The organism is Curvibacter fontanus (assembly GCF_054780335.1).
This window is the reverse complement of sequence record NZ_BAAGWN010000010.1, coordinates 1-26,480: the sequence shown is the minus strand read 5'-3', so window position 1 is coordinate 26,480 and position 26,480 is coordinate 1. Positions and strand designations below refer to the sequence as shown.

General features: G+C 66.4%; 23 protein-coding genes, 1 tRNA gene and 1 pseudogene. 20 read left to right on the top strand and 5 right to left on the bottom strand.

Translation table 11 applies throughout. The features are described from left to right. Nucleotides 1-124: 124 nt before the first annotated feature. Nucleotides 125-229, top strand: a pseudogene (locus ACYVH8_RS05415) (4,5-DOPA dioxygenase extradiol); the annotation flags it as partial. A 75-nt stretch (nucleotides 230-304) separates the two neighbouring features. Here ACYVH8_RS05415 and ACYVH8_RS05410 read toward each other — a convergent pair. Both ACYVH8_RS05410 and mdeB read right to left on the bottom strand, forming a co-directional pair. Beyond that, nucleotides 305-1,645, bottom strand: a complete 1,341-nt coding sequence (locus ACYVH8_RS05410) for an NAD(P)H-dependent oxidoreductase (RefSeq protein WP_460487861.1) — start codon at nucleotides 1,643-1,645, stop codon at nucleotides 305-307. Nucleotides 1,646-1,785: 140 nt separating this feature from the next. Beyond that, a complete protein-coding gene (gene mdeB, locus ACYVH8_RS05405) occupies nucleotides 1,786-4,422 on the bottom strand; it encodes an alpha-ketoglutarate dehydrogenase (protein WP_460487860.1) in 2,637 nt (878 codons plus the stop codon). A 112-nt stretch (nucleotides 4,423-4,534) separates the two neighbouring features. Between mdeB and ACYVH8_RS05400 the strand changes: the two genes are divergently transcribed. After that, nucleotides 4,535-4,987, top strand: coding sequence for an Lrp/AsnC family transcriptional regulator (locus tag ACYVH8_RS05400; RefSeq protein WP_460487987.1), 453 nt, complete (start codon nucleotides 4,535-4,537; stop codon nucleotides 4,985-4,987). A 41-nt stretch (nucleotides 4,988-5,028) separates the two neighbouring features. On the opposite strand, the gene ACYVH8_RS05395 is transcribed toward ACYVH8_RS05400, so the two are convergent. Together ACYVH8_RS05395 and ACYVH8_RS05390 are read right to left on the bottom strand one after the other, a co-directional pair. After that, nucleotides 5,029-5,769, bottom strand: a complete 741-nt coding sequence (locus ACYVH8_RS05395; RefSeq protein ID WP_460487859.1) for a sulfite exporter TauE/SafE family protein — start codon at nucleotides 5,767-5,769, stop codon at nucleotides 5,029-5,031. 19 nt (nucleotides 5,770-5,788) lie between these two features. Beyond that, a complete protein-coding gene (locus ACYVH8_RS05390) occupies nucleotides 5,789-7,021 on the bottom strand; it encodes a DEAD/DEAH box helicase (RefSeq protein ID WP_460487858.1) in 1,233 nt (410 codons plus the stop codon). Between the two features lie 99 nt (nucleotides 7,022-7,120). Here ACYVH8_RS05390 and ACYVH8_RS05385 point away from each other — a divergent pair, with 99 nt between their 5' ends. Genes ACYVH8_RS05385 through ACYVH8_RS05375 form a run of 3 tightly spaced genes read left to right on the top strand, consistent with a single transcriptional unit; the run spans nucleotide 7,121 to nucleotide 8,751 of the window. Then, complete coding sequence (locus ACYVH8_RS05385; RefSeq protein ID WP_460487857.1) at nucleotides 7,121-7,435, top strand: DUF6172 family protein; 315 nt, start codon at nucleotides 7,121-7,123, stop codon at nucleotides 7,433-7,435. Between the two features lie 3 nt (nucleotides 7,436-7,438). Further along, nucleotides 7,439-8,389: a patatin-like phospholipase family protein gene (locus tag ACYVH8_RS05380; protein WP_460487856.1), complete on the top strand. Its 951-nt coding sequence runs from the start codon at nucleotides 7,439-7,441 to the stop codon at nucleotides 8,387-8,389. Then, the gene (locus tag ACYVH8_RS05375) at nucleotides 8,386-8,751 is read left to right on the top strand and encodes a hypothetical protein (RefSeq protein WP_460487855.1); all 366 of its coding nucleotides are present in this window, start codon (nucleotides 8,386-8,388) and stop codon (nucleotides 8,749-8,751) included. The genes ACYVH8_RS05380 and ACYVH8_RS05375 overlap by 4 nt, the downstream gene beginning before the upstream one ends. A 58-nt stretch (nucleotides 8,752-8,809) precedes the next feature. Here ACYVH8_RS05375 and ACYVH8_RS05370 read toward each other — a convergent pair whose 3' ends face one another. Next, on the bottom strand, nucleotides 8,810-10,006 hold the full coding sequence (locus tag ACYVH8_RS05370) for an amino acid aminotransferase (RefSeq protein ID WP_460487854.1): 1,197 nt from the start codon (nucleotides 10,004-10,006) through the stop codon (nucleotides 8,810-8,812). A gap of 139 nt (nucleotides 10,007-10,145) precedes the next feature. On the opposite strand from ACYVH8_RS05370, the gene uvrB reads away from it, so the two are divergent. From uvrB to ACYVH8_RS05295, 15 genes are all read left to right on the top strand, one after another. After that, nucleotides 10,146-12,272 (top strand): excinuclease ABC subunit UvrB, encoded by a 2,127-nt coding sequence (gene uvrB, locus ACYVH8_RS05365; RefSeq protein ID WP_460487853.1) that lies wholly within the window; start codon nucleotides 10,146-10,148, stop codon nucleotides 12,270-12,272. Nucleotides 12,273-12,383: 111 nt separating this feature from the next. After that, a complete protein-coding gene (gene iscR / locus ACYVH8_RS05360) occupies nucleotides 12,384-12,920 on the top strand; it encodes a Fe-S cluster assembly transcriptional regulator IscR (protein ID WP_460487852.1) in 537 nt (178 codons plus the stop codon). Between the two features lie 42 nt (nucleotides 12,921-12,962). After that, a complete protein-coding gene (locus ACYVH8_RS05355) occupies nucleotides 12,963-14,183 on the top strand; it encodes an IscS subfamily cysteine desulfurase (RefSeq protein ID WP_460487851.1) in 1,221 nt (406 codons plus the stop codon). An 18-nt stretch (nucleotides 14,184-14,201) separates the two neighbouring features. Further along, nucleotides 14,202-14,588, top strand: coding sequence for a Fe-S cluster assembly scaffold IscU (gene iscU / locus ACYVH8_RS05350; protein WP_460487850.1), 387 nt, complete (start codon nucleotides 14,202-14,204; stop codon nucleotides 14,586-14,588). Nucleotides 14,589-14,712: 124 nt separating this feature from the next. Then, the gene (iscA, locus tag ACYVH8_RS05345) at nucleotides 14,713-15,036 is read left to right on the top strand and encodes an iron-sulfur cluster assembly protein IscA (protein WP_460487849.1); all 324 of its coding nucleotides are present in this window, start codon (nucleotides 14,713-14,715) and stop codon (nucleotides 15,034-15,036) included. Continuing rightward, nucleotides 15,033-15,560 carry a Fe-S protein assembly co-chaperone HscB gene (hscB, locus tag ACYVH8_RS05340; RefSeq protein ID WP_460487848.1) on the top strand — a complete coding sequence of 176 codons (528 nt, stop codon included), beginning with the start codon at nucleotides 15,033-15,035 and terminating at the stop codon, nucleotides 15,558-15,560. The genes iscA and hscB overlap by 4 nt, the downstream gene beginning before the upstream one ends. 31 nt (nucleotides 15,561-15,591) lie before the next feature. Further along, the gene (gene hscA / locus ACYVH8_RS05335) at nucleotides 15,592-17,448 is read left to right on the top strand and encodes a Fe-S protein assembly chaperone HscA (RefSeq protein ID WP_460487847.1); all 1,857 of its coding nucleotides are present in this window, start codon (nucleotides 15,592-15,594) and stop codon (nucleotides 17,446-17,448) included. Nucleotides 17,449-17,469: 21 nt separating this feature from the next. Further along, nucleotides 17,470-17,808, top strand: coding sequence for an ISC system 2Fe-2S type ferredoxin (gene fdx / locus ACYVH8_RS05330; protein WP_460487846.1), 339 nt, complete (start codon nucleotides 17,470-17,472; stop codon nucleotides 17,806-17,808). Nucleotides 17,809-17,899: 91 nt separating this feature from the next. Further along, nucleotides 17,900-18,601: a DNA polymerase III subunit epsilon gene (gene dnaQ / locus ACYVH8_RS05325; RefSeq protein WP_460487845.1), complete on the top strand. Its 702-nt coding sequence runs from the start codon at nucleotides 17,900-17,902 to the stop codon at nucleotides 18,599-18,601. A 69-nt stretch (nucleotides 18,602-18,670) separates the two neighbouring features. Then, nucleotides 18,671-18,745, top strand: a tRNA-Val gene (locus tag ACYVH8_RS05320). Between the two features lie 167 nt (nucleotides 18,746-18,912). After that, nucleotides 18,913-19,506 carry a TetR/AcrR family transcriptional regulator gene (locus ACYVH8_RS05315; RefSeq protein ID WP_460487844.1) on the top strand — a complete coding sequence of 198 codons (594 nt, stop codon included), beginning with the start codon at nucleotides 18,913-18,915 and terminating at the stop codon, nucleotides 19,504-19,506. 12 nt (nucleotides 19,507-19,518) lie between these two features. Then, nucleotides 19,519-20,661 carry an efflux RND transporter periplasmic adaptor subunit gene (locus ACYVH8_RS05310; protein WP_460487843.1) on the top strand — a complete coding sequence of 381 codons (1,143 nt, stop codon included), beginning with the start codon at nucleotides 19,519-19,521 and terminating at the stop codon, nucleotides 20,659-20,661. Between the two features lie 6 nt (nucleotides 20,662-20,667). After that, nucleotides 20,668-23,814 carry an efflux RND transporter permease subunit gene (locus ACYVH8_RS05305; protein WP_460487842.1) on the top strand — a complete coding sequence of 1,049 codons (3,147 nt, stop codon included), beginning with the start codon at nucleotides 20,668-20,670 and terminating at the stop codon, nucleotides 23,812-23,814. Continuing rightward, nucleotides 23,804-25,198 (top strand): efflux transporter outer membrane subunit, encoded by a 1,395-nt coding sequence (locus tag ACYVH8_RS05300; protein ID WP_460487841.1) that lies wholly within the window; start codon nucleotides 23,804-23,806, stop codon nucleotides 25,196-25,198. The genes ACYVH8_RS05305 and ACYVH8_RS05300 overlap by 11 nt, the downstream gene beginning before the upstream one ends. Before the next feature lie 53 nt (nucleotides 25,199-25,251). Continuing rightward, nucleotides 25,252-26,367: an NAD(P)/FAD-dependent oxidoreductase gene (locus tag ACYVH8_RS05295; protein ID WP_460487840.1), complete on the top strand. Its 1,116-nt coding sequence runs from the start codon at nucleotides 25,252-25,254 to the stop codon at nucleotides 26,365-26,367. The last annotated feature ends 113 nt before the right edge of the window (nucleotides 26,368-26,480 follow it).

The window sequence follows — 26,480 nt, the reverse complement described above, 5'->3', positions numbered from 1 at the left end:
CACCTAGACCTGGCCCCTGATGGCCGCCAAGGCGCCAATCGATCCATGCAGCGGCGTCTCGTTCTTGCCACGGTCTTGGGCCGTGGCGCCAGCCTTCTGACTGGAATCTCCATGCCCAGCACCGCCGCGGCTCATCCTCTGCATTTCGGTGCACTGGCTTACAGGCGGCTGATGGCTCACGGGCATGGACAAACCGCGCACCCTCCACGATTTCGGCGGTTTTCCGCAGCTGGGCGAACTGGCGCGTCATGCCCTCCCACGCACGACCATTTTCTGCTCCTGCACGGGGGCGATGTTCGCGCGCTCAGCGCGCGAACATCGATTCCATCTCGTGCCGCACCTTGTAGGCGTGCGTGCTGGTGTCCATGGCCACGTCGTCCCAGCTCAGGGACTGCCCTTTTTGCACCGGGCGCACCACCTTCACGTTGTGGGCCATGCCCAGGGGCAGGCCGCGCAGCTGCTGTGAGGCCGATGCCGGCATCAGCTTGCCCCAGACCGTGTAGCCGCCTTCGCCGTCGAGCAGGTCGCCCGGCTTCAGGTCGCGCTTGGCCGTGGCCACCACGTCGGCGTTCCAGCCGATGGCCACCCCCGTGGGCTCGCCGCGCAAGGCCACGCTGGCCACCGACACGCCGACCTCCAGCCCGATCAGGTGCCAGCGCTTGTAGAGGGTGAAATAACGCCCGCTCGGATCGGTGTGGGCGTTGTATTCCTCGAAGCAGTTCTTGATGTACTCGGTTTCGGCCTCCACCGTCACCCACACGCCCATGCGGATGTCGTAGGGAATCTGGCGGCCGTCGGTTTCCAGGGAGGAAATCACTTCCACCATCCCCTTTTTCTCGAGCACCCCGCCCTCGCTGCGCGGCCGCGTCACGAAGGGGATGTCTTCCACGCTGGCCGGCGGGTAGAGCAGTCCGTTGCTCGGCACGGCCAGGCCGGTGGCGTTGGAGACGGACGTGCTCTCGATGCTGGGTTTGGAGCCGTCGAGAAAGCTGTTGAACATCTTGGGGTTGAGGCCCCCGCGCACGGCCTGCTCGGGTGTGAGGCCGTAGTAGCCCCAGACCGTCTCGGGCGTGGATTCGCAGAAGTGGGGCAGCCACTTGTGGCCCCGGCCGGCCGCCACCACCGGGAAGCCGCAGGTCCGGGCCCAGTCCACCAGGTCGCAGATCATGGCCGGCTGGTCCCCATAGGCGAGCGAGTACACCACGCCCGCCTGGGCCGCCTTGCGCGCCAGCAGGGGGCCGCAGAAGGCGTCGGCTTCCACGGTGACGTTCACCACGTGCTTGCCCTGGGCAAAGGCTTCGAGGATGTGATCGACCGCGGCGATCGGGTTGCCCGTGCACTCCACGATGAGGTCGATCTGGGGGTGGCTCACCACGGCCCGCCAGTCGTCCGTGATCCAGGTGCTGCCGTTCTTCAGGGCCTCGGCGGCCGAGGCCGCCTGCGCCTGCCCGGGCTTCCAGCCCACGCGCGCCAGATTGGCGCGGGCCGTGTCGGGCGACAGATCGGCAATGCCCACCAGATGCACGCCGGGCATGCGGGGCACCTGGGCCAGGTACATGGAACCGAATTTCCCGGCGCCGATCAGGCCGATGCGGATGGGGTTGTGTTCGGCGGCACGTTGCAGGAGTTTGTGGTGGAGGCTCATGAGACAGGAATGGAGGAGCGGGTGGAGAAGGCGCGCGAGCGCGCAGTATCACTGGTTTTCAGTCAGTCGGGCAAGCCGGCTGGCCGGTTTGCAGGGAGGGTTTTTCGGTGCGGCGTGGGGCGCAGCGTGCGTCAGGCAATTCATGCGAGGCTTTTCTTCACCGCGGCGGCGATGCTGGCGGCGTCGACCTGGAAGTGGCGCCGCAGCGCCGCGCGGGTGTCGCTGCGTCCGAAGCCGTCGGTGCCCAGCGTGGTGTAAGGGCGCCCCTCGGGCACCAGAAAGCGCACGGACTCGGGCACCGCGCGCACATAGTCGCTGGCCGCGACGATGGGGCCCGAGGTCGCCGCGAGCAGATCGTGAAGGTGGCCGCGGCCCTCGGACAGGTTGTCACGGGACAGGCCGTCACGCGCCAGCTCGCTCCAGCTGGTCACGCTGATCACCTCCACGCCCACGCCGTCGGCAGCCAGTTGCCGCGCGGCCTTCAGGGCTTCGGTCAGAATGGCGCCCGAGCTCAGCAGCACCGCGCGCGCACCGCCATCGGCGGGGCCCTGGCGACCGAAGCGGTAGGCGCCGCGCAGCACGCCCGCGGCCGCACCCTCGGGCAGGTCGGCCTGGGCGTAGTTCTCGTTCATCAGCGTGACGTAATAGAACACGTCGCGCTGCTCCACCAGCATCTCGCGCATGCCGGCGTCCAGGATCACGGCCAGTTCACCGGCGAAGGCCGGGTCGTAGGCCTTGCAGTTGGGAATGGTGGCCGCCACCAGATGGCTGCTGCCGTCCTGGTGCTGCAGCCCTTCGCCACCCAGCGTGGTGCGGCCCGAGGTCGCGCCCAGGAGGAAGCCGCGGGCGCGCTGGTCGGCGGCGGCCCAGATCGCGTCGCCGACGCGCTGGAAGCCGAACATCGAGTAGTAGATGTAGAAGGGCAGCATGGCCAGGCCATGCACGCTGTAACTGGTGGCGGCCGCCGTCCAGCTGGCGATGGCGCCGGCCTCGGAGATGCCTTCCTCCAGGATCTGGCCGTCCAGCGCCTCGCGGTAGGAGAGCACCGAGCCGATGTCCTCGGGCGCGTAGCGCTGGCCGACGCTGCTGTAGATGCCGACCTGCTTGAACAGGTTGGCCATGCCGAAGGTGCGCGCTTCGTCGGCCACGATGGGCACGATGCGCGGACCCAGCTGCGGATCCTTGAGCAGGCCGCCCAGCATGCGCACGAAAGCCATGGTGGTGCTCATCTCCTTGCCCTCGGGCTTGAGCGCGAAGGCCGCGTAGCGCTCCAGGGCTGGCACGGCAACGATGTCGCAGGCCGTCTCGCGCCGGGGCAGCGCGCCGCCCAGGCGTTCGCGGTGCTGGCGCAGGTAGCGCATCTCGGCGCTGTCCTCGGCCGGCTTGTAAAAGGCCAGGCCGACGGCCTGCTCGTCGCTCAGGGGCAGCTGGAAGCGGTTGCGGTACTCGATGAGGTCCGTGTCGTCGAGCTTCTTCTGGCTGTGGGTGGTCATCTTGCCCTGGCCGGCCGCGCCCATGCCGTAGCCCTTCTTGGTGTGGCACAGGATCACCGTGGGCTGGCCGCGGTGGGCGGCCGCGGCCGCGTAGGCGGCATGGATCTTGACGATGTCGTGGCCACCGCGCTTGAGGTGGTCGATCTGGTCGTCCGTCAGCCCCTGAGCGAGCGCGGCCAGCTCGGGGTTCTGGCCGAAGAAGTGCTCGCGGTTGTAGCGCCCGTCCTTGGTGGCGAAGGTCTGCATCTGCCCGTCCACCGTGTCGGCGAAGGCGCGGGCCAGCGCGCCGCTCGGATCGCGCGCGAACAGGCCGTCCCAGTCGCTGCCCCAGATCAGCTTGATGACGTTCCAGCCCGCGCCGGCGAAGAGGCGCTCCAGCTCGTCGATGATGCGGCCGTTGCCGCGCACGGGACCGTCGAGGCGCTGCAGATTGCAGTTGACCACCCAGACCAGATTGTCCAGCCGCTCGCGCGCGGCCAGCGTGAGCGCGCTCATGCTCTCGGGCTCGTCCATCTCGCCGTCGCCGAACACGCCCCAGACCTTGCGACCCTCGCAGTCAAGCAACTGCCGGTGCGTCAGGTAGCGCATGAAGCGCGCGTGGTAGATGGAGCTGATGGGCCCCAGGCCCATGGAGCCGGTGGGGAACTGCCAGAAGTCTGGCATGAGCCAGGGATGCGGGTAGCTGCTCAGGCCGCGCGCGCCGTGCTCGGGCGCGGTGAGCTCCTGGCGGTAGTGCAGCAGGTCGGCCTCGCTGAGGCGGCCTTCGAGGAAGGCGCGCGCGTACACGCCCGGCGCGCTGTGCGGCTGGAAGAACACCAGGTCGCCGCGGTGCGCATCTTGCCCTCCACCTTCCCCTGAGGGGCCTTCACCGCCCGGGGCAGCCCGGTGCGGCCCGCTGCGGGCATGGAAGAAGTGGTTGAACCCGACCTCGAACAGGTCGGCGGCGCTGGCGTAACTGGCGATGTGCCCACCCAGTTCGCCATAGGCCTTGTTGGCGCGCACCACCATGGCCAGCGCGTTCCAGCGCATCAGCGAGGCCAGGCGCTCCTCGATCGCGAGGTCGCCGGGAAAGGGCGGCTGCGCGTGGGCCGGAATGCTGTTGATGTAAGGCGTGTTGAGATCGGGCCGCCAGTCGATCTGACGGCTGCGCGCCAGCCGCACGAGCTCGTCGAGCATGAAGCGCGCGCGCGCGGGGCCGGCATGCGCCACCAGCGCGGCGAAGGCTTCGCGCCATTCGGTGGTTTCGGTCGGGTCGACGTCCAGGTCCAGGAATTCATTGATCATGTTCACACCCATGAATATAGGGAGATGTGCCCAGAATTTGCTGCCTATTTGTTCTGCGATGATGACGCATGACAGCAGAAAATTCTGAAATAATTGAGGAAAACAGACAATGATGGACAAAATAGATCTGCGCATCCTGCGCGAACTGCAACAAGACGCCTCTTTGTCCAACGTGGAGTTGGCCCGCCGCGTCAGTCTGTCGCCCTCGCCTTGCCTGGCCCGTGTCCGCGCCCTCGAAAAAAGCGGCGTGATCCGTCAATACGTGGCCCTCGCCGACGCGTCGCAGCTGGGCCTGGGCCTCAACGTTTTCATCAATATCAGCCTGCGCACGCAAAGCAAGGAGGCGCTGATGCGCTTCGAGGCGCGTGTGGCGGAACACGCGCAGGTCATGGAGTGCTACCTCATGACCGGTGATTCCGACTACCTGATCCGCGTGGTCGTGGCCGACATCGCGGCACTTGAACGTTTCATTCTCGATCAGTTGACCCCGATCGCCGACATCGAGAAGATCCGGTCGAGCTTCGCGCTCAAGCAGGTGCGCTACAAGACCGCGCTGCCGCTTTGACGGGGCTCCGTGACCGAGGGGCAGGATGTCGATCCGGGTGTTCAGAGCAGGGCGCGCAGCACCAGGCTGCTGCCGGTGAGCAGCAGTACGCCGTGCAGCAGTTGCAGGAAACGCTGCTTGTCCAGGCGCAGGCTGATGCGATGGCCGATGTAGAGGCCCAGGGCCACGGCCGGCAGCAGGCACAGCACCAGCCACAGCAGCCCCGGGTTCAGCAGGCGACCGGCGAGCAGGAACAGCGCCACGCGCACCACCGAACTGACCATGAGCACCGCGGTCTGCGTGGCGCGGATCTGCTGCACGTCGTCCAGCCGGCGCAGCAGGTAGAGCGAATAGACCCAGCCGCCTGCGCCGAAGAGCGCGCTGAAGACGCCACCCATGCCGCCGTACCACCCCGCCCAGCGCGGCGAGAGCCGGGTCTTGGGCACTTTCCGCGGCCGCAGGCCGTTGAGCGCGTACAGCACCACGAACGCGCCCAGCAAGGGCATCAGCAGCGTCACGGGCAGCGTGAAGAGCAGCCAGGCCCCCAACGCACTGCCGGCCAGCAGCCAGGGCACCAGGCGCCAGAGCTCGCGCCGGGCCACATGCTCGCTCAGGCGCCAGCCGTTGGACCAGGAGGCCACCATGTCCGTCAGCGCCAGCGCGGGCACCACGGTGGACACCGGCAGCAGATGGGCCAGCAGCGGCGCGCTGACCAGGGTGGAGCCGAAGCCCACCAGGCCGAAGACCACATAGGCGGCGGTGATCACCGGTTCGGCAAACAGCAGGGTCGAGAAATCGGGCATGGGCGGTGTTTCGGTGGGCTCAGAGACCACGTGCGGCGGCGGCGCGCAGCTTGTCTTTCTTGCTCGGGCGCTTGCCCTTGATGCCGCCCGTGGTCTCGGTCACCGTGGCGGTTTCCACCGGCTCGAAACCGGCGAGCACTTCGCGCGGCAGCTGCAGGCCCTGGCGCTTTTCGATCAGGCGCATATGCGCCTCGGTGCCGGCGCTGACCAGGCTCAGCGCCAGCCCGCTTTCACCCGCGCGGCCGGTGCGGCCGATGCGGTGGGTGTAGTCGCTGGTCGAGCGCGGCAGGTCGTAGTTCACCACCACCGGCAGCTGGCTGATGTCCAGGCCGCGCGCCGCCACATCGGTGGCCACCACCACGCGGATGCGATCGGCCTTGAAATCGGCCAGCACCTGCGTGCGCTTGCCCTGGCTCAGCTCGCCGTGGAAGGGCTCGGCATCGAAGTCGGCCTTGCGCAGCTTGTCGGCGACGATCTCGGCGGCGTGTTTGGTGGCCACGAAGACCAGCACGCGGGACCAGCCTTCCTGCACGATCAGCTGGCGCAGCAGCTGGGTGCGCCGGTTCGCATCGACGGCGATGGCGCGCTGTGCGATGTCGGGGTGGTCCTGCGGCGCGGGCAGCACATCGATGCGCAGCGGGTCCCGCAGCAGGGCCTGCGCCAGCGTCTGCACGGCGGGCGCCAAGGTGGCCGAGAAGAAGAGGTTCTGGCGCTGGCGCGGCAGCAGTGACTGGATGCGTGCCAGTTCCTCGGCAAAGCCCAGGTCCAGCAGACGGTCGGCTTCATCGAGCACCAGAGTCTGCACGCCCTCCAGCGTGAGGGCGTTGTGGTCCACCAGGTCCAGCAGGCGGCCCGGGGTGGCCACCACGATGTCGGTGCCACCGCGCAGGCCCATCATCTGGGGGTTGATGGACACACCGCCAAACACCACGCTTACCTTGAGCGGCGTATCCAGGTGCTGGGCCAGGCCGCGAAACTCTTCGCCGACCTGGGCGGCCAGTTCGCGCGTGGGCGCCAGTACCAGCGCGCGGGCGCACCGGGGCTTGGGCGCCGGGGTCTGCGCCAGGCGCTGCAGCAGGGGCAGCGCAAAGGCCAGGGTCTTGCCCGAGCCGGTCTGCGCCGAGCCCAGCACGTCGCGGCCCTGCAGCACGGCGGGAATGGCCGCGGCCTGGATGGGGGTGGGGGCAGTGTAGGCGCGGGCGCTGAGGGCGCGCAGCAGGGCGGGCGACAGGCCCAGGGAGGTAAATGGCATGAACAGCTTCGGGAACGGGAGTCCAGTTTAAGCGCTACGCTGTCAGGGCAAGCATGGGGCGACGATAATCAAGCCCCCGCGAATCTACCAAGGCCCATCGTGCGCAAAACCTATCCGCTCCATATCGAGGGCAAACACCCTGACCGCGTGCTCGACGCCGTCAAGCACGACATCCGCAAATACATCAAACGGCAGCGACGCGTGGCGCTGCCCGAAGGCGTCGATTTCTGGGACTTCGACTGCAGGTTCGGCCTGAATGCCGAGACCGCCGTGCCCCTGCATTTCGGCAACCTCATCGAACAGATCGACACAGCCGCCAAGGAAGGCGCTGTTGCTGTTTACGTGGAACTGCTGGCGAAAAACGGCCACCGCAAGGCCCGCGCGCCGGCCAGCGGGGAAGAGGGGCAGGACTGAGGGATGGGAAGCCCGGGCGTGAAGAAGCCGCTGCGCATCGGCCTGGCCCTGGGCAGCGGTTCGGCGCGCGGGTGGTCGCACATCGGCGTCATCCGCGTGCTGGAGCGCGCCGGCATCGTGCCCGACATCGTCTGCGGCACCTCCATCGGCGCGCTGGTCGGCGCGGTCTATGCCGCCGGTGAGCTCGACCGTTTCGAGCCCTGGGTCCAGGGCCTGCGCTGGAAGTCCGTGCTCGGGCTGATGGACTTCAAACTCGGGGGCGGCCTGATCGAAGGCGGCAAGCTGCGGGACTTTTTCCGCACCCGTTATGAAGACCGGGGCATCGCAGGCTTGCACAAGCCCTATGCCTGCGTGGCCACCGAGCTCTCCACCGGTCGCGAGATCTGGTTGCGCGAGGGGTCGGTGCTCGACGCCGTGCGCGCCTCCATCGCCTTGCCGGGCCTGTTCACGCCCGCCGAGCATGAGGGGCGGCTGCTGGTGGATGGCGGCCTGGTCAACCCGGTGCCGGTCTCGCTGTGCCGTGCCATGGGGGCCGACATCGTGATCGCCGTGGACCTCAATTGGGACATGATGCTGCGCCGCAAGCGCGTGGCTGTTCACAGCCGGGAAGGGGCGGACGACGCCGAGGCCGCCGTGAAGGCCGGCAGCGGAGGCCTCTTGCAGGCCATCGTGACCCGTTTGCGCCCCACCAAGGCGGCCGGCGGCAAGAGCGCCAGGGAGCGTGACCTGCCCATGCCCTCCATGCTGGACGTGCTGACCACCAGCCTCAACATCATGCAGATGCGCATCACGCAAAGCCGCCTGGCCGGCGAGCCGGCCGATGTGGTGATCCGCCCCCGGCTCGATGAGGTGGCCGCCATGGACTACCACCTGGCGGCCGGCACCATCGCCGAAGGCGAGCGGGCCGCCGAGTTCGCCTTGCCCTATCTGCGCGACCTGCTGGGCATGGCATGACGATGCAGTACCTGGACTTCGACAGCAGCGAAGACGCGCATGGCCACGGCAGCTTCGAGGCCATGGCCTCGGTGCCGGCCGCGCGCCTGGCGGCCCAGCAGGCCGAGATCGCCTTGGTGCTGGACTGGGCCTTCGCGAACTTTCCCGGCCAGCGTGCGCCGCTGGAGGAGGGGGGTGAATGGGACTACCTGCTGGAGGCACAGCAGGACTGGAGCGTACCGGAGACCCTCGTGTATGACGAGGCGCAACACCGTTTCAGCAGCCGGCCGGGCGAGCCGGGGCCGGCGCGGCATACGCTGACACTCGCCCTCTGCGGCAGCCCGCAGTTCTGTACAGCGTTCCGATTGAAGTTCGAGTTTTAGGCACTGCGATGAAAAGCCGCCCTTGGGCGGCTTTTCATCGCAGGCCTCAGCCCGGGGCTCATGCCACCTTGGCAATCGCCTGGCAGACGTAGTCGATGTTCTTGCTGTTGAGCGCAGCCACGCACATGCGTCCGGTGTCGGTGCCGTAGATGCCGAACTCGCTGCGCAGGCGCACCATCTGGTCCTTGGACAGGCCCGAGTAGCTGAACATGCCGATCTGGCTGGTGATGAAGCCCATGTCCTGCTTGACGCCGGCGGCCTTCAGGCCGTCGACCAGCTTCTGGCGCATGGCCTTGATGCGCACGCGCATCTCGCCCAGCTCCTTCTCCCACAGGGCGCGCAGTTCGGGGCTGTTCAGCACGGCGGCCACCACGGCGCCGCCATGGGTGGGCGGGTTGCTGTAGTTGGTGCGGATCACGATCTTGAGCTGGCTCAGCACGCGGTCGGCTTCTTCCTTGCTGGCGCACAGCACGGACAGGGCGCCCACGCGCTCGCCGTAGAGGCTGAAGCTCTTGGAGAAGCTGGTGGAGACGAAGAAGTCCAGGCCGGCGGCCACGAACTTGCCGATCACGGCGCCGTCTTCGGTGATGCCGTTGCCGAAGCCCTGGTAGGCCATGTCGAGGAAGGACACCAGGCCCTTGGCCTTGATGGCGGCGATCACCTGATCCCACTGGGCGGCGCTGATGTCGTAGCCGGTGGGGTTGTGGCAGCAGGCGTGCAGCAGGATGATGGTGCCGGCCGGGGCTGCCTGGATGTCGGCCAGCATGCCGGCGAAGTCCACGCCGCGTTTGGCGGCGTCGTAATAACGGTAGCTCTCGACGGTGAAGCCGGCGCTGGTGAACAGGGCGCGGTGGTTTTCCCAGCTCGGGTCTGAGATCAACACCTTGGCCGTGGGATTCAGCTTTTTCAGGAAGTCGGCCCCGATCTTCAGGCCGCCGGTGCCGCCGATGCCCTGCACGGTGGCGACGCGGCCGCTCTTGACGGGTTCGCTGTCGGCGCCGAAGACCAGGCCCTTGACGGCGGCGTCATAGGCGGCAATGCCGTCGATGGGCAGGTAACCACGGGCCGTGGGCTTGTCCATCATGGCCTTTTCGGCGGCCTGTACGCACTGCAGCAGGGGCAGCTTGCCGTTGTCGTCGAAATACACGCCCACGCCCAGGTTGACCTTCTTGGGGTTGCTGTCGGCGTTGAACTGCTCGTTCAGACCCAGGATGGGGTCGCGCGGTGCCATCTCGACGGCGGAAAACATGGACATGTCGGTTCCTTGCAAAAGTAGTGAAGTGGGTGGATTCATCTCACTCCGGTCAGGTGCTGCGCCCGGCACCGGAATGACGTATTCTTTCGGGTTGGCCCTAATTTTAACGGGCTCCGCAAACCGTCCACATCAGCTTGACATGCAAGACGTATCAGCAGCCCCCGCGCCCGAGGCAAATGCCACCGACAGCCCTGTCGAAGGCCACTTTGTCAGTTACCCCGGTTCGCCCTTCGAGCTTTACCAGCCCTATCCGCCCGCGGGCGACCAGCCCGAAGCCATCAAGCAGCTGGTGGAAGGGGTGGAGAACGGCGAGGTCTACCAGACCCTGCTGGGCGTGACGGGTTCGGGCAAGACCTACACCATGGCCAATGTGATCGCCCGCATGGGGCGGCCGGCCATCGTGTTCGCGCCCAACAAGACGCTGGCGGCCCAGCTCTACAGCGAGTTCCGCGAGTTCTTCCCCAGGAACGCCGTGGAGTACTTTGTCAGCTACTACGACTATTACCAGCCCGAGGCCTATGTGCCGCAGCGCGACCTCTTCATCGAGAAGGACAGCGCGATCAACGAGCACATCGAGCAGATGCGCCTGAGCTGCACCAAGAGCCTGCTGGAGCGGCGCGACGTGGTCATCGTGGCCACGGTCTCGGCCATCTACGGTATCGGCAAACCCGAGGCCTACCACCAGATGGTGATGACCCTGCGCGCCGGCGACAAGCTGGGCCAGCGCGACGTGATCGCCCAGCTGGTGCGCATGCAGTACCAGCGCAATGACATGGATTTCGGACGCGGCAAGTTCCGCGTGCGCGGCGACACCATCGACGTGTTTCCGGCCGAGCACTCGGAGCTGGCCCTGCGCATCGAATTGTTTGACGACGAGATCGAGAGCCTGCAGCTCTTCGATCCGCTGACCGGCCGCATCCGCCAGAAGATCCCGCGCTTCACCGTCTACCCCAGCAGCCATTACGTGACACCGCGGGAGCAGGTGCTCAACGCCGTGGAGACCATCAAGGTGGAGCTGGCCGAACGCCTCAAGGAGCTGGTGGGCATGGGCAAGCTGGTGGAGGCCCAGCGTCTGGAGCAGCGCACCCGCTTTGACCTGGAAATGCTGAGCGAGGTCGGCCACTGCAAGGGCATCGAGAACTACACGCGCCACCTGTCCGGCGCCGCACCGGGTGAACCGCCGCCCACGCTGACCGACTATCTGCCCAAGGACGCGCTGATGTTCCTGGACGAGAGCCATGTGCTGATCGGTCAGTTCGGCGGCATGTACAACGGCGACCGGGCGCGCAAGACCACCCTGGTGGAGTACGGCTTCCGCCTGCCCAGCGCGCTGGACAACCGGCCGCTGAAGTTCGAGGAGTTCGAGACCAAGATGCGCCAGGCGGTGTTTGTCTCGGCAACGCCGGGCAACTGGGAAAACGAGCACACCGGCCAGGTGGTGGAGCAGCTGGTGCGCCCCACCGGCCTGGTGGACCCGGCGGTCGAGGTGCGCCCTGCGACCCATCAGGTGGACGACGTGCTGCAGGAAATCCGCATCCGCGTGGAGAAACACGAGCGGGTGCTCATCACCACCCTGACCAAACGCATGGCCGAGCAGCTGACCGACTACCTGACCGACAACGGCGTCAAGGTGCGTTACCTGCACAGCGATGTGGACACGGTGGAGCGGGTGGAGATCCTGCGCGACCTGCGCCTGGGGGCTTTCGACGTGCTGGTGGGCATCAACCTGCTGCGCGAAGGCCTGGACATCCCCGAGGTCTCGCTGGTGGCCATCCTGGATGCCGACAAGGAGGGTTTCCTGCGCTCCGAGCGCTCATTGATCCAGACCATAGGCCGGGCTGCGCGCAACCTCAATGGCCGGGCCATCCTTTATGCGGACCGCATCACCGACTCCATGGCCCGCGCCATCGGCGAGACCGAGCGCCGCCGGGCCAGGCAGGTGACGCACAACACGGCACACGGCATCACGCCGCGCGCCATCGTCAAGCAGGTGCGTGACCTGATCGACGGGGTCTACAGCGAGAAAGCCGGCCGCGAGGCCGAGCGTCTGGAGCAGGAGGCCATGGCCCGCGCCCAGGTCGAGGACATGAGCGAAAAGGACATTGCGCGCGAGATCAAGCGCCTGGAAAAGCTGATGCTGGAACACGCACGAAACCTGGAGTTCGAGCAGGCCGCCCGCGTGCGCGACCAGCTGGGTTTGCTCAAGGCCCGGGCCTTCGGGGCGGCCGTGCCGGACCATCCGGACGGCCTGCCGGCGGCCCGCTGAGCCAGGGAAATCCCAGTGTTGACAAGCACTTACGCTGAACTGCCGCTATCCCGAGCGCCCAGCTGGGTTTTTTGGTAAACTTGAGTCCATTACTCGGAATAGGAGCTTGCCATGCGCCTCACGACCAAAGGCCGTTTTGCGGTCACCGCCATGATTGATCTGGCCCTGCGCCAGAACAACGGCCCTGTGACCCTGGCCGCCATCAGCCAGCGGCAGCAGATTTCCCTGTCCTATCTGGAGCAGTTGTTTGGCAAGTTGCGCCGCCATGAGCTGGTCGAGTCCACCCGCGGCCCCGGCGGCGGTTACACCCTGGCGCGCAAGGCGGCCGAGATCACCGTGGCCGACATCATCCTGTCGGTGGACGAACCGATTGACGCCACCCAGTGCGGTGGCAAGGAAAACTGCCTGGGCGAGGGCGGCCGCTGCATGACGCACGAGCTCTGGGCCTCCCTGAACACCCGCATGGTCGAGTTTCTGGACTCGGTCACCCTGCAGAAGCTGGTGGACGACCAACTGGCCAAGGGCATCACGATTGAGGACAAGCCTACGGTCAAGCGCGCCATTTCCAGCGCCCCGGTGGTCAAGCCGGTGCGCGTGAATGCGCCCAATTCGGTGTTCGCGCTGGGCAATGCCTACTCCAAGTCCTGAGCGGCCTTTATTCGTATTGATTCCTTGTTTTCGCAGACCTGTATGGACATGACGCCCCACTTTCCCATCTACATGGATTACGGTGCCACCACGCCTTGCGACCCGCGTGTGGTGGACGCCATGATTCCCTGGTTGCGCGAGCACTTCGGCAACCCGGCTTCGCGCAGCCACGCCTGGGGCTGGGAAGCCGAGGAGGCCGTGGAAAAGGCGCGTGCCCAGGTGGCCGACCTGATCGGCGCCGACCCGCGCGAGATCGTCTGGACCTCGGGGGCCACCGAGTCCATCAACCTGGCCCTCAAGGGCGCAGCCCAGTTCTACAAGGGCAAGGGCAAGCACCTGATCACCCTCAAGACCGAGCACAAGGCCGTGCTGGACACCATGCGCGAGCTGGAGCGTCAGGGTTTCGAGGTGACCTATCTGGACGTGCAGGAAGACGGCCTGGTGAACCTGGATGCGCTGAAGGCGGCCGTCCGCCCCGACACCATCCTGATCAGCATCCTCTTCGTGAACAACGAAATCGGCGTGATCCAGGACATTCCCGCGATCGGCGCCTATTGCCGTGAAAAGGGCATCCTGCTGCATGTGGATGCCGCCCAGGCCACGGGCCGTGTCGAGATCGACATGAACCAGCTGCCCATCGACCTGATGAGCATGACAGCCCACAAGACCTATGGCCCCAAGGGCATTGGCGCCCTTTATGTGCGTCGCAAGCCGCGCGTGCGCATCGAGGCGCAGATCCACGGTGGCGGCCATGAGCGCGGCATGCGTTCGGGCACCCTGCCGACCCACCAGATCGTCGGCATGGGCGAGGCTTTCCGCATTGCCAAGGCCGAGATGGCCCAGGACCTGGCCAAGGCCCGCAAGCTGCAGCAGCGCCTGCTGGACGGCCTCAAGGACATCGAGCAGGTGTTTGTCAACGGCAGCCTGGAAAAACGCGTGCCGCAGAACCTGAACATGAGCTTCAACTACGTCGAAGGCGAGTCGCTGATCATGGGCATCAAGGGCCTGGCTGTGTCGTCCGGCTCGGCCTGCACCTCGGCCAGCCTGGAACCCAGCTATGTGCTGCGCGCCCTGGGCCGCAGCGACGAACTGGCGCACAGCAGCCTGCGCATGACCATCGGTCGTTTCACGACCGAGGAAGAAATCGATTACGCCATCACGACCATCAAGCACAACGTGGCCAAGCTGCGCGAGCTGAGCCCCCTGTGGGAGATGTTCCAGGATGGCGTGGACCTCAGCACGATTCAATGGGCGGCTCATTGAGGCCGAAGGAGAAGCATCATGGCATACAGTGAAAAAGTCGTTGACCACTATGAAAACCCGCGCAACGTCGGCTCCTTCGACAAGGGCGACGACACGGTCGGCACCGGCATGGTGGGCGCGCCCGCCTGCGGCGACGTGATGAAGCTGCAGATCAAGGTGAACCCGAGCACCGGTGTCATCGAGGATGCACGCTTCAAGACCTACGGTTGCGGTTCGGCCATCGCTTCGAGCTCGCTCGTGACCGAGTGGGTCAAGGGCAAGACCCTGGACCAGGCCGCGGCGCTGAAGAACAGCGTGATCGCCGAAGAACTGGCCCTGCCGCCGGTCAAGATCCATTGCTCCATCCTGGCGGAAGACGCCATCAAGGCCGCGGTGGACGACTACCGCAAGAAACACGCGCACTGAATGACACACCCCCGAAGCGCCTTCGGCGCTTCCCCCTCAAGGGGGCGCACCCAGTGGCCCGGCAAAGCCGGCTCCACGGGTGCCTTGGTCTTGGGACATGGGTGAATGGGTATGAAAGACTGAAATGGCTGTTTCCCTGACCGAAGCCGCGGCCCGGCATGTGACCCGCTACCTTTCCAAGCGCGGCAAGGGCGTGGGTGTGCGCCTGGGTGTCAAGACCACCGGCTGTTCGGGCCTGGCTTACAAGCTCGAGTACGTGGACGAGATCGCCCCCGAGGACATCGTCTTTGAAGACCATGGTGTCAAGGTGCTGATCGACCCCAAGAGCCTGTCCTACATCGACGGCACCCAGCTCGACTTTGTGCGCGAGGGCCTGAACGAAGGCTTCCGCTTCAACAACCCCAATGAGCGAGATCGTTGCGGTTGTGGTGAATCGTTTCGGGTGTGAATCTCCAGTCTGACGACTTCGAACTGTTCGGCCTGCCGCAGCAGTTCGCCCAGGAACGCGCCGCCATCGATGCGCGCTGGAAGGACCTGCAACGCGAGGTGCATCCCGACAAGTTCGCCGCCCAGGGGGCGGCGGCCCAGCGGGTCGCCATGCAGTGGTCGGTGCGCATCAACGAGGCCTACCAGCGACTGAAGGACCCGCTCAGGCGCGCCGCCTACCTGTGCGAACTGCACGGCGTTCCGGTGAATGCCGAGAACAACACGGCCATGCCGGCCGAGTTCCTGATGCAGCAGATGGAGTGGCGCGAGGCGCTCGACGATGCACAGGAGATCCCGGCCCTCGAGGCCCTGAATGACGAGGTCGGCCGTCGCCGACACGGTCTGTTGCAGCGCTGCGAGCAACTGCTGGACCAGACCAAGGACTATGCCGGCGCCGTGGCGCAGGTGAGGGCGCTGATGTTCATCGAGCGTTTTGCCCGTGACATCGAAACCCGTTACGAGACGATGGAAAGCCGGCTCGGGTGACAATCGCCGCCTGAACCAGAACAGAACAACGATGGCACTGCTGCAGATTTCCGAACCCGGCCAGGCCCCCGACCCGCACCAGCGGCGTATCGCGGTGGGCATCGACCTGGGCACGACCCATTCCCTGGTGGCCGCCGTGCGCAACGGCGTGGCCGAGTGCCTGCCCGACGACCAGGGGCGCGTGATCCTGCCGTCGGTGGTGCGCTACCTGCCCCAGGGCGACCGGCAGATCGGCCATGAGGCCCTGGCGCAGCAGATCAACGACCCGGGCAACACCATTGCCTCCGTCAAGCGCCTCATGGGGCGTGGCCTGGCCGATATCGCCAACGCCGGCAAACTGCCTTATGCGCTCGTGGACGCACCCGGCATGGTGCGTGTGCGCACCATCGCCGGTGAGAAGACGCCGGTGGAGATCAGCGCCGAGATCCTCGCCACGCTGCGCTACCGTGCCGAGGACAGCTTCAACGACGATTTGTACGGCGCCGTCATCACGGTGCCGGCCTATTTCGACGACGCCCAGCGCCAGGCCACCAAGGACGCGGCCCAGCTGGCCGGCCTCAACGTGCTGCGCCTGATCAACGAGCCGACGGCCGCCGCCATCGCCTACGGCCTGGACAACGCCAGCGAGGGCATCTATGCCGTCTACGACCTGGGTGGCGGTACCTTCGACATTTCCATCCTGCGGCTCTCACGGGGCGTGTTCGAGGTCATCGCCACCGGGGGTGATTCGGCCCTGGGCGGCGACGACTATGACCGCGCGCTGGCCGAGTGGATGCTGGCTGAAGCCGGCCTGAGCGCCGACACCCCCGAAGACCAGGCACGCATCATGGCCGAGGCGCGCGAGGCCAAGGAGGCCCTGTCGGACGAGGAGATCGTGACAGCCGAGATCGAGCTTTCCAGCGGCGCGCTGGACCTGTCGCTGAACCGCGACCAGTTCGAGACCTGCACCACGACGCTGACAACGCGCACCATGACGGCCGTGCGCAAGGTGCTGCGTGATGCGAAGCTGGCGGTGGACGAAGTGCAGGGGGTGGTCATGGTGGGCGGCTCCACGCGCATGCCGGTGATTCGCCGCACCGTGGGCACGTTCTTCGGGCGTGAGCCTTTGATCAATCTGAACCCGGACGAGGTGGTGGCCCTGGGCGCTGCAATCCAGGCCAACCAGCTGGCGGGCAACAACCCGGGCGGCGACCTGCTGCTGCTGGATGTGATTCCGCTGTCCTTGGGGCTGGAGACCATGGGGGGGCTGGTCGAGCGCATCGTGCCACGCAACCAGACCATCCCGACGGCCATGGCACAGGACTTCACGACCTACAAGGACGGCCAGACCGCCCTGGCCCTGCACGTGGTGCAGGGCGAACGCGACCTCGTGGGCGACTGCCGCAGCCTGGCGCGTTTCGAGCTGCGCGGCATTCCGCCCATGGCGGCCGGCGCCGCGCGCATCCGCGTGACCTTCACCATCGATGCCGATGGCCTGCTGCAGGTGGGTGCGCGTGAGCAGACCAGCGGTGTGGAAACCAGCATCACCGTCAAGCCTTCCTACGGCCTGGGTGACGAGCAGATCGCGAAGATGCTGCAGGAGAGCTTCAGCACCGCGCAGGAGGACATGCGCGCCCGCGCCCTGGTGGAAGCCCGCGTCGAGGCCGATCGCATGCTGATGGCCACGCGCACGGCGCTGGCGGCTGACGGCGACCTGCTGTCCAGCGAGGAGCGCAGCGCCATCGATGGCCTGATGGCCGCGCTGGAGAACATCCGCACCCAGGAGGAGGTGGCCACCATCGACGCGGCCACCGAGGCCCTGGCCAAGGGCACCGAAGCCTTTGCCGCACTGCGCATGAACCGCGGCATCCGGCAGGCCCTGGCCGGCAAGAACATCGAGGCTGTCTGAGCCTTTACGGAAAGAAGCAGCATGCCTGTCATCAAGATCCTTCCCCATCCCGAGTACTGCCCGCAGGGCGCCGAGATCAAGGCGCCGGCCGGCACCTCGATCTGCGAGGCCATGCTGGACAACCACATCAACATCGAGCACGCCTGCGACATGAGCTGCGCCTGCACGACCTGCCACGTGATTGTCCGCAAGGGGTACGACACGCTCAACGAGCCGGACGAGAGCGAGGAAGACCTGCTGGACCGCGCCTGGGGCCTGGAGCCGCAGTCGCGCCTGAGTTGCCAGGCCATCCTGGCCCAGCAGGACGTGGTGGTGGAGATACCGAAGTACTCCATCAACCACGCCAAGGAAAACCACTGACGGAATGACACGGCTGCGCCGCATGACAAAATGACTCCCTGTATTTTTTATTCAGTCATTTCGTCATAGACGCGCAGCGTCATCATTCTTCATGCGCCAGATCGTCCTCGACACTGAAACCACGGGTCTCTCAGCCGAAGGCGGCGACCGCATCATCGAAATCGGCTGTGTGGAGCTGCTCAACCGCAAGCTCACCGGCAACAACCTGCACTTCTACCTGAACCCCGGGCGTGACAGCCACGAGGATGCGCTGCGCGTGCACGGCATCAGCAACGAATTCCTGCGCGACAAACCCAGGTTCGCTGAAGTGGCCGAGGAGATGCTGGCCTATCTGCAGGGCGCCGAGATCATCATCCACAACGCGGCCTTCGACGTCGGTTTCCTGAACAAGGAGCTGGAACTGATAGGCAAACCGCGTTTTACCCAGTTCGTGGCCGGCGTGACCGACACCCTGGCCATGGCCAAGGAGATGTTCCCCGGTAAGCGCAACTCGCTGGACGCCCTGTGCGATCGCCTGGGTGTGGACAACTCGGGTCGCACGCTGCACGGCGCCCTGCTGGATGCCGAGCTGCTGGCCGACGTCTACATCAATCTCACGCGCGGCCAGGACGCGCTGCTGATCGACGTGTCCGAAGCGGCCGGAAGTGCCGGCAATTTCGAGCGCGTGGATCTGAGCCGTTTCGAACTGCCCGTGCTGAGCGCGTCCGAGCAGGAGCTCGCCGCGCATGAGGACATGCTGGCCCAGCTCGACAAAGCCAGCGGTGGCAAGACCGTCTGGCGAGCCCAGGCCTGAGACGCGTGTCGTCTCTTGTGGCATAATGCTGGTTTTCCTGAGAGCGCGGGCGCTTTCAGCACCCATTCAGGGCGATTAGCTCAGCGGTAGAGCACTGCATTCACACTGCAGGGGTCACATGTTCGATCCATGTATCGCCCACCAGATCAGCCAAGGGCCACGACGCAAGTCGTGGCCCTTTTGCTTTGCCCGCTTCACCTTACTTTACGGCCCTCGGAAAGAACTAGACTCATGAGTCTAGTATGATCGCGGGCATGCCGGGTTTGATATGCATCAAGCCCGGCCCCAAACCGGTTTCGGCACACAACCCTATGACAGCGGACACACGCGCGCGCATCCTTGAAGCGGCCCTGGACTCCTTTTGCGAGAAGGGGTACGGCGCCAGCATGGACGATATTGCCCGTCGGGCCGGTGTGGTCAAGCAGACGCTCTACCACCACTGTGGCAACAAGGACAGTCTGTTCCGTGAGGCGCTGACCGGCCTGGTCAATGTGTTGCTGATCGATCTGGTCGCACGCTCCGGCTCGGTGCGCGAGGATCTGCTGCGTTTTGCCGAATCTTTCCAGTCCCAGGCCATGAGCGAGCAAGGCCTCGCCCTGTACCGCATGCTGGTCGCCGAATCACCGCGTTTCCCGGAACTTGCGCGGGCTGTTTACGAATCCTGGCAACTGGCCGGGGTTGAGCTGGCGCGCTTGTTGCGTGAGGCCATGCAGCGTGGCGAACTGCGCGAGGAAGCCCCGGAGCTGGCGGCCGACATGCTGATCAGCCTGCTGACCGGCACCCAGCGGGATCTGCACCTGTTCGGCATGGCTTCGACCTGTCCCCAGCAGCCTGGCCGGATTGCACAGACCGTCGATTGTTTTTTACGGGCCTACGCACCCCCTGCGGGCGCCCGGGCGCATTGAAGGAAAACTTGCATGAAATCATTTGCCTACCGTTCCGTCTTCGCCGCAGCGACGCTGACCGTTCTGCTCAGCGCCTGCGGCAAGTCCGATGCGCCCAAGCCGGCTGCGGCCGGGTCGGGCGCCGCACCGCCGCCGGCCGAGGTGGCCGTGGTCGTCGCCCGGCAGGGCGAGGCCCTGCTGACCAAGGACCTGCCGGGTCGCCTGCAGGCCTGGCGCACGGCCCAGGTGCGCGCGCGTGTTGAAGGCATCGTCGAGAAGCGTCTGTTCATCGAAGGCTCGGACGTCAAGGCTGGCGCACCCCTGTACCGGATCGATCCGCGGACCTACCGCACCAGCTACGAGGCCGCCAAGGCCGATGCCGCCGCTGCGCGGGCCGTGGTGAACCGCTACCGCCCCCTGGTCGAGATGAAGGCCGTGAGCCAGCAGGAACTCGATACCGCCGAAGCCCGTCTGCGTCAGACCGAGGCTGCGCTGTCGCGCGCCGAACTGGATCTGGAAAACACCACGGTGCCGGCACCGATCCCGGGCCGCATCGGCCGCACGCAGGTGACCGAAGGCGCGTTGGTCGGCCGTGGCGAAGCGACGCAACTGGCCACCATCGAGCAGATCGACCCGATCTATGTGAACTTCACGCAGAGCAGCGCCGAGCTGCTGGCCCTGCGTGATGCCATCAAGAGCGGCCGCTGGCGCAGCGCCAGCAGGGCGCGGATGGAGCTTGTGCTGGAGGACGACAGCGTCTATCCGCTGACGGGCAAGCTGCTGTTCTCGGACCTCGCGGTGGATCCGGGCACGGGTGCCGTCTCCATGCGCGCCGAGTTTCCGAACCCCAAGAAAGAACTGCTGCCCGGCATGTTCGTGCGCGTGCGTTATGCCCAGGCCAAGGCCGACAAGCTGATCACGCTGCCGCAACGCGCCGTCATGTTGTCCCAGGCCGGCGCCGCGGTGCTCGTCGTGGACGCCGAGGGCAAGGTCGCGCCGCGGCCGGTCAGGCTGGGCGGCATGAGCGGCAGCACCTGGACCATCACGGGTGGCCTGGCCGGTGGCGAGCAGGTGATCGTCGAAGGTCATATGAAGGCCCGCCCGGGCAGCGTCGTCAAGCCCGTGCCCTGGACGCCGGCACCGCCTGCCGGCGCACCCGCCACGCAGGGAAAGTAAAAGACCATGGCTAAATTTTTCATAGACCGCCCGGTTTTTGCCTGGGTGATCGCCCTGGTCATCATCCTGGCCGGCGCGCTGGCCCTGCGCCAGTTGCCGGTGGCCCAGTACCCCGAGGTGGCGCCGCCCGCGCTGGCCATCAATGTGACCTACCCAGGCGCCTCGGCCAAGGTGGTCGAGGACACGGTGGTGGCCCTGATCGAGCAGGAGATGAACGGCATCGAGAACCTGCTCTACATGGATTCGTCCTCCGAGCAGAGCACCGGCACCATCAACCTGACCTTCAAGACCGGGACCAACGTCGAGATTGCCTCGGTCGAGACGCAGAACCGCATCAAGCGCGTCGAGGCACGCCTGCCCGACGAGGTCAAACGCCTCGGTATCAACGTGACCAAGACGCGGCGCAACTACCTGATGTTCATCACGCTGTATTCCCCGGACCAGAGCCTCAAGGGCGTGGACCTGGCCAGTTATGTGGCCGCCAGTGTGATCGATGAACTGCGGCGTGTGCCGGGCGTAGGCGAGGCCCAGCTTTTCGGTTCCGAATACGCCATGCGCCTGTGGGTCGACCCGGACAAGCTGACCGCCTACCGCCTGACCCCGGGCGAAGTGATCAACGCCGTGCGTACGCAGAACGTGCTGCTGGCCGTGGGCGAAATCAATCAGCCCCCCTCGCCCAAGGGCATGGAATACGCGGCCACCGTGACCACACGCGGCCGACTGACCTCGCCCGAGGAGTTCGGCAACGTGGTCGTGCGGGCCCAGCCGGACGGCTCCCTGGTGCGTGTGCGCGACGTGGCGCGTGTGGAGCTGGGGGCGCAGGACTATTCCATCTTCGCCCGCATGGACAGCCAGCCCACGGCGGCGGTCGGCATCAAGGTATCGCCGGGCGCCAACGCCTTGGACACCGCCAAGGCCGTGCGCGCGCGCATGCATGAGCTCGAGCGTTATTTCCCCAAGGGCGTGGCCTGGGAGGTGCCCTACGACACCACGCCCTTCATCGATATCTCGATCAATGAAGTGATCAAGACCCTGTTCGAAGCGGTGTTCCTGGTCTTCGTCGTGATGTACCTCTTCCTCGAGAATTTCCGCGCCACGCTGATCCCGACCATCGTGGTGCCGATCTCGCTGATCGGCGCTGCATTGGGCCTGTACGTGCTGGGCTACTCGATCAACGTGCTCACGCTGTTTGCCATGGTGCTGGCCATCGGCATCGTGGTGGACGACGCCATCGTGGTGGTGGAAAACGTCGAGCGCCTCATGAGCGAGGAGCATCTCTCGCCGCGTGACGCCACGGCCAAGGCCATGGACCAGATCGTGGGCGCCATCATCGGCATCACCGTGGTGCTCTCGGCGGTGTTCATCCCCATGGCCTTCTTCTCCGGCTCGGTGGGGGCGATCTATCGCCAGTTCGCCGTGACCCTGGTGCTGACCATGCTGTTCTCGGCCCTGATGGCCCTGACGCTGACGCCGGCCCTGTGCGCCACGCTGCTCAAGCAGCACAAGCCAGGTGAGTCGGGCGTACTGCCCACGACCGGTTTCTTCGGTTGGTTCAACCGCGGTTTTGCCGCCACCACACGCGCTTACGTGCGCAACGTCACCCGCATGCTGGGCCGGCCCGGTCGCTGGCTGATCGTCTACGGTGCCATCCTGGCCGCCACCTTCTGGATGTTCAGCAAGCTGCCGGGCAGCTTCCTGCCCGATGAAGACCAGGGTTATTTCATCAGCATGGTGCAGTTGCCGCCGGGCGCGACCCAGGAGCGCACGGTGGAGGTGATCCACCAGGCCGAGCAGTTCTTCCTGAAGCAGCCCGAGGTGGAGCACACCATCGGCGTGGTCGGTTTCTCCTTCTTCGGTCGCGGCCAGAACGCGGGCCTGATCTTCGTGCGCCTGAAGAACTGGGACCAGCGCCATGCCAGGGAGAACAGCTCCACCGCCGTGATCCAGCGCGCCAACGGCGCCCTGTTCGGCATCAAGCAGGCCTTCATCTTCAGCATCAACCCGCCGGCGATTCCCGAACTGGCGGCCGTGGGCGGTTTCGACTTCCGCCTGCAGGACCGCGGCGGCCTCGGGCGTGAGAAGCTGGCCGAGGCGCAGGCCCTGGCCGTGCAACTGGCCGGTTCCAACCCGGCCCTGGCCGGCGTGCGCATGGAAGGCATGCCGCCCGGCCCGCAGCTGCTGTTGCAGATCGACCGCGAGAAGGCCCAGACCCTGGGCGTGGACATCGCGACGCTCAACGAGACGCTGCAGACCCTGTTCGGCGTGTCCTACATCAACGACTTCGAGCGCCAGGGGCGTATCCTGCGCGTGCAGTTGCAGGCCGAGCCGCAGGTGCGTACCAGCCCCGAAGCCATGCTGCGCGTGCAGGTGCGCAACCGCAACGGCGGCATGGTTTCGCTCTCCGAGGTGGTCAAGCCCCTGTGGATGGTGGGCGCGCCCAAGCTCGACCGCTACAACGGCGTGCCTTCGGTCAAGCTCTCGGGCAACCCGGGCCCGGGCCGCAGCACGGGCGAAGCCATGCAGGCCATGGGTGACATGGCCGGTCAGTTGCCTGCGGGCATCGGTTACGCCTGGTCCGGCACCTCCTTCGAGGAAAGCCTGTCGGGCTCGCAGGCCCCTCTGCTGTTCGCCGTGTCGCTGATCGTGGTCTTCCTCTGCCTGGCCGCGCTTTACGAGAGCTGGTCCATCCCGCTCTCGGTCATGCTGGTGGTGCCGCTGGGCATCTTCGGCGCGCTGCTGGCGGTTTACATGCGCGGCCTGCCCAACGACGTCTACTTCAAGGTCGGCCTGATCGCGACCATCGGCCTGTCCTCGAAGAACGCCATCCTGATCATCGAGTTCGCGCGCAGCCTGCAGGACAAGGGCATGGCGCTCAGGGAGGCCATCCTGGAGGCCTGCCGTCTGCGGCTGCGCCCCATCCTGATGACCTCGATCGCTTTCATCGTGGGCGTGCTGCCGCTGGCCATCTCCAGCGGCGCCGGCGCCCAAAGCCGGCACGCCATCGGCACCGGCGTGATGGGCGGCATGATCGCGGCCACCGTGCTGGCCATCTTCCTGGTGCCGGTGTTTTATCTGGTCGTGAGCCGCTTCTTCCCGGGCCACAGCCGTCAGCGCGGTGCGGCCGCAGCCGAGGAGGGCCACCATGGCGCCTAAGCAAATTCGTTATGCGGCTCTGCTCGCATTGCTGGCTCTGGCTGGCTGTTCCTTCGCGCCCACGTACGAGCGTCCCGCGCTCTCTGTGCCGGATGCCTGGCCCGACGACGTCAAGGCCACCGCGGCGCCGGGCAAGCCGGTGGACTGGGCCAGCTTCTTCCCGGACGAGCGTCTGCGCGCCCTGATCAAGCTTGCGCTGGAGCACAACCGCGACCTGCGCATCGCCACGGCCCGCGTGGCCGAGGCCCAGGCGCTCTACGGCATCCAGCGGGCCGACCGTCTGCCCACTGTGAATGTGGGGGCCTCGCTGGCGCGCAGCCGCACGCCGGCTGACCTGTCGAGCACCGGTGCCGCCGTCATCGGCCAGCGGGCCGACGTCAACGTGGGCCTGTCGTCTTTCGAGCTGGACTTCTGGGGGCGCGTGGCCAGCCTCGGCGAGGCCGCCAAGGCCTCCTACCTGGCGACCGAGCAGGCCGAGCGCGCCTTCCGTCTGACGCTGGTGTCCAGCGTGGCCGATGCCTACCTCTCCCTGAACGAGGCGCAGGAGCGTCTGGTTCTGGCCCAGTCCGCGCTGGAGACCCGGGCCCAGACCCGCGAGCTGGTGGACCGCCGGCGTCAGGCGGGCCTGGCCGGCGACCTGGACTACCTGCAGGCCGATGCGGCTTTTGAAGGTGCACGCGCCGAGGTGTCGGCCCTGCTACGTCAGCAGTCGGCCGCGCGCAACTACCTGCGCGCCCTGGTGGGCGCCGAACCGAAGGATCTGCCCGCGGGCAAGACCCTGGCCGAGCAGGGCATCACGCTGGAACAGCAGGCCGATGTACCTTCGCAGGTGCTGGTGCGGCGCCCCGACGTGCTGGCGGCCGAGCAGCGCCTGCTGGCGGCCAATGCGAACATCGGCGCGGCGCGCGCGGCCTTCTTCCCGCGCATCGCGTTGACCGCTTCGGCCGGAACGGCCAGCCGTGAGATCGACGGCCTGTTCAAGAGCGGATCCGATGCCTGGAGCTTCACGCCCAGCATCAGCCTGCCGATCTTCGACTACGGCCGCAACAGCGCCAACCTGGACCTGGTCACGGTGCGCAAGAACATTGCTGTGGCCGACTACGAGCGCACCGTGCAGCAGGCCTTCCGCGAAGTGGCCGATCTGCTGGTCGCGCGCGATCAGCTGGCCGAGCAGCTCAAGGCCGTGGAGGCGCAGGAGCGTTCGCAGCAACGCGCGGCCGACATCGCCCAGGCGCGTTACCGCCAGGGCGTGGGCAGCTTCCTCGAGGTGCTGGACGCGCAGCGCCAGCTCTTCACGGTGCAGCAGAGCCTGATCCAGGTGCGCCGAGCCATGTGGTCGGCCGCGGCCCAGCTCTACAAGGCCCTGGGCGGCGAAGAGGGCTGACCGGCCGCTCGCTCGCTTATGCTTGCAGCTTTGCCCTTCTGAGGAGCTGAGCTGTGGAGCAGGTGGATGTGGTGGTGGTGGGCGCGGGTGTGGTCGGCTTGGCGGTGGCGCGCGCGCTGGCGCTGGCCGGGCGTGAAGTCCTCGTGCTGGAAGCGGCGGCGGCCATCGGCACGCAGACCAGCTCGCGCAACAGCGAGGTCATCCATGCCGGCATCTACTACCCGCAGGGCTCGCTCAAGGCGCTGCTCTGCGTGCAGGGAAAACAGATGCTCTACGACTACTGCGCCGAGCGCGGCATCGGACACCGGCGTTGTGGCAAGCTCATCGTGGCCACGTCGCAGGAGCAAGGGGGCGCCTTGCAGGCGATCATCGCCAGGGCGGCAGCCAATGGTGTTCACGATCTCGTCCTGCTGACACGCGAGCAGGCACGGGCCCTGGAGCCGGCGCTGGAATGTGTCGCCGCGGTGCACTCGCCGAGCACCGGCATCGTCGACAGCCACGGTCTGATGCTGTCACTGCAGGGCGATCTGGAGCATGCCGGTGGCATGGTGGCCTTCAACTCGTCGCTGGAGGGTGCACGTGTCACAGCGCAGGGCATCGAGCTCCAGGCCCGTGACGGTACACAGCTGCGTGCGCACACGGTGGTCAATGCGTCCGGGGTGCATGCACCGACACTGGCGCGCCGTTTCGAGGGCCTGGACCCGGTGCACATCCCCGGCGAGTACTACGCCAAGGGCAATTACTTCACGCTCGGCGGGCGTTCGCCTTTTGCCCGTTTGATCTATCCCGTGCCCGAGGCTGCGGGCCTGGGTGTGCATCTCACGATCGATCTCGGCGGTCAGGCCAAGTTCGGTCCCGACGTACAGTGGGTGGATACGCCCGATGACCTGGTGGTGGATCCGGCGCGCGGCGATGCCTTCTACGCCGAGGTCCGCAAGTACTGGCCGGGTTTGCCCGATGGAGCCCTGTTGGCCGGGTATGCCGGCATACGGCCCAAGATCAGCGGCCCGGGCGATGCAGCGCGAGATTTCATGGTCCAGGGTCCGGCCGAGCATGGTGTGCCGGGCCTGGTCCATCTCTTCGGCATTGAATCGCCAGGGCTGACCAGCAGCCTGGCGATCGGAGCAAGGGTGAGCGAGTGGCTCAGAACAGACCCTAGTAGACTGTAACGTTTAAGACGGAAGTATCATTGCGGCGATCTCATTGGAGGTTGCGATGAAACTCACCAAGAGCGAACGCATGGAACTTCAGCAGCAAGTTGCCACGAGGATTGGTCGGGCCG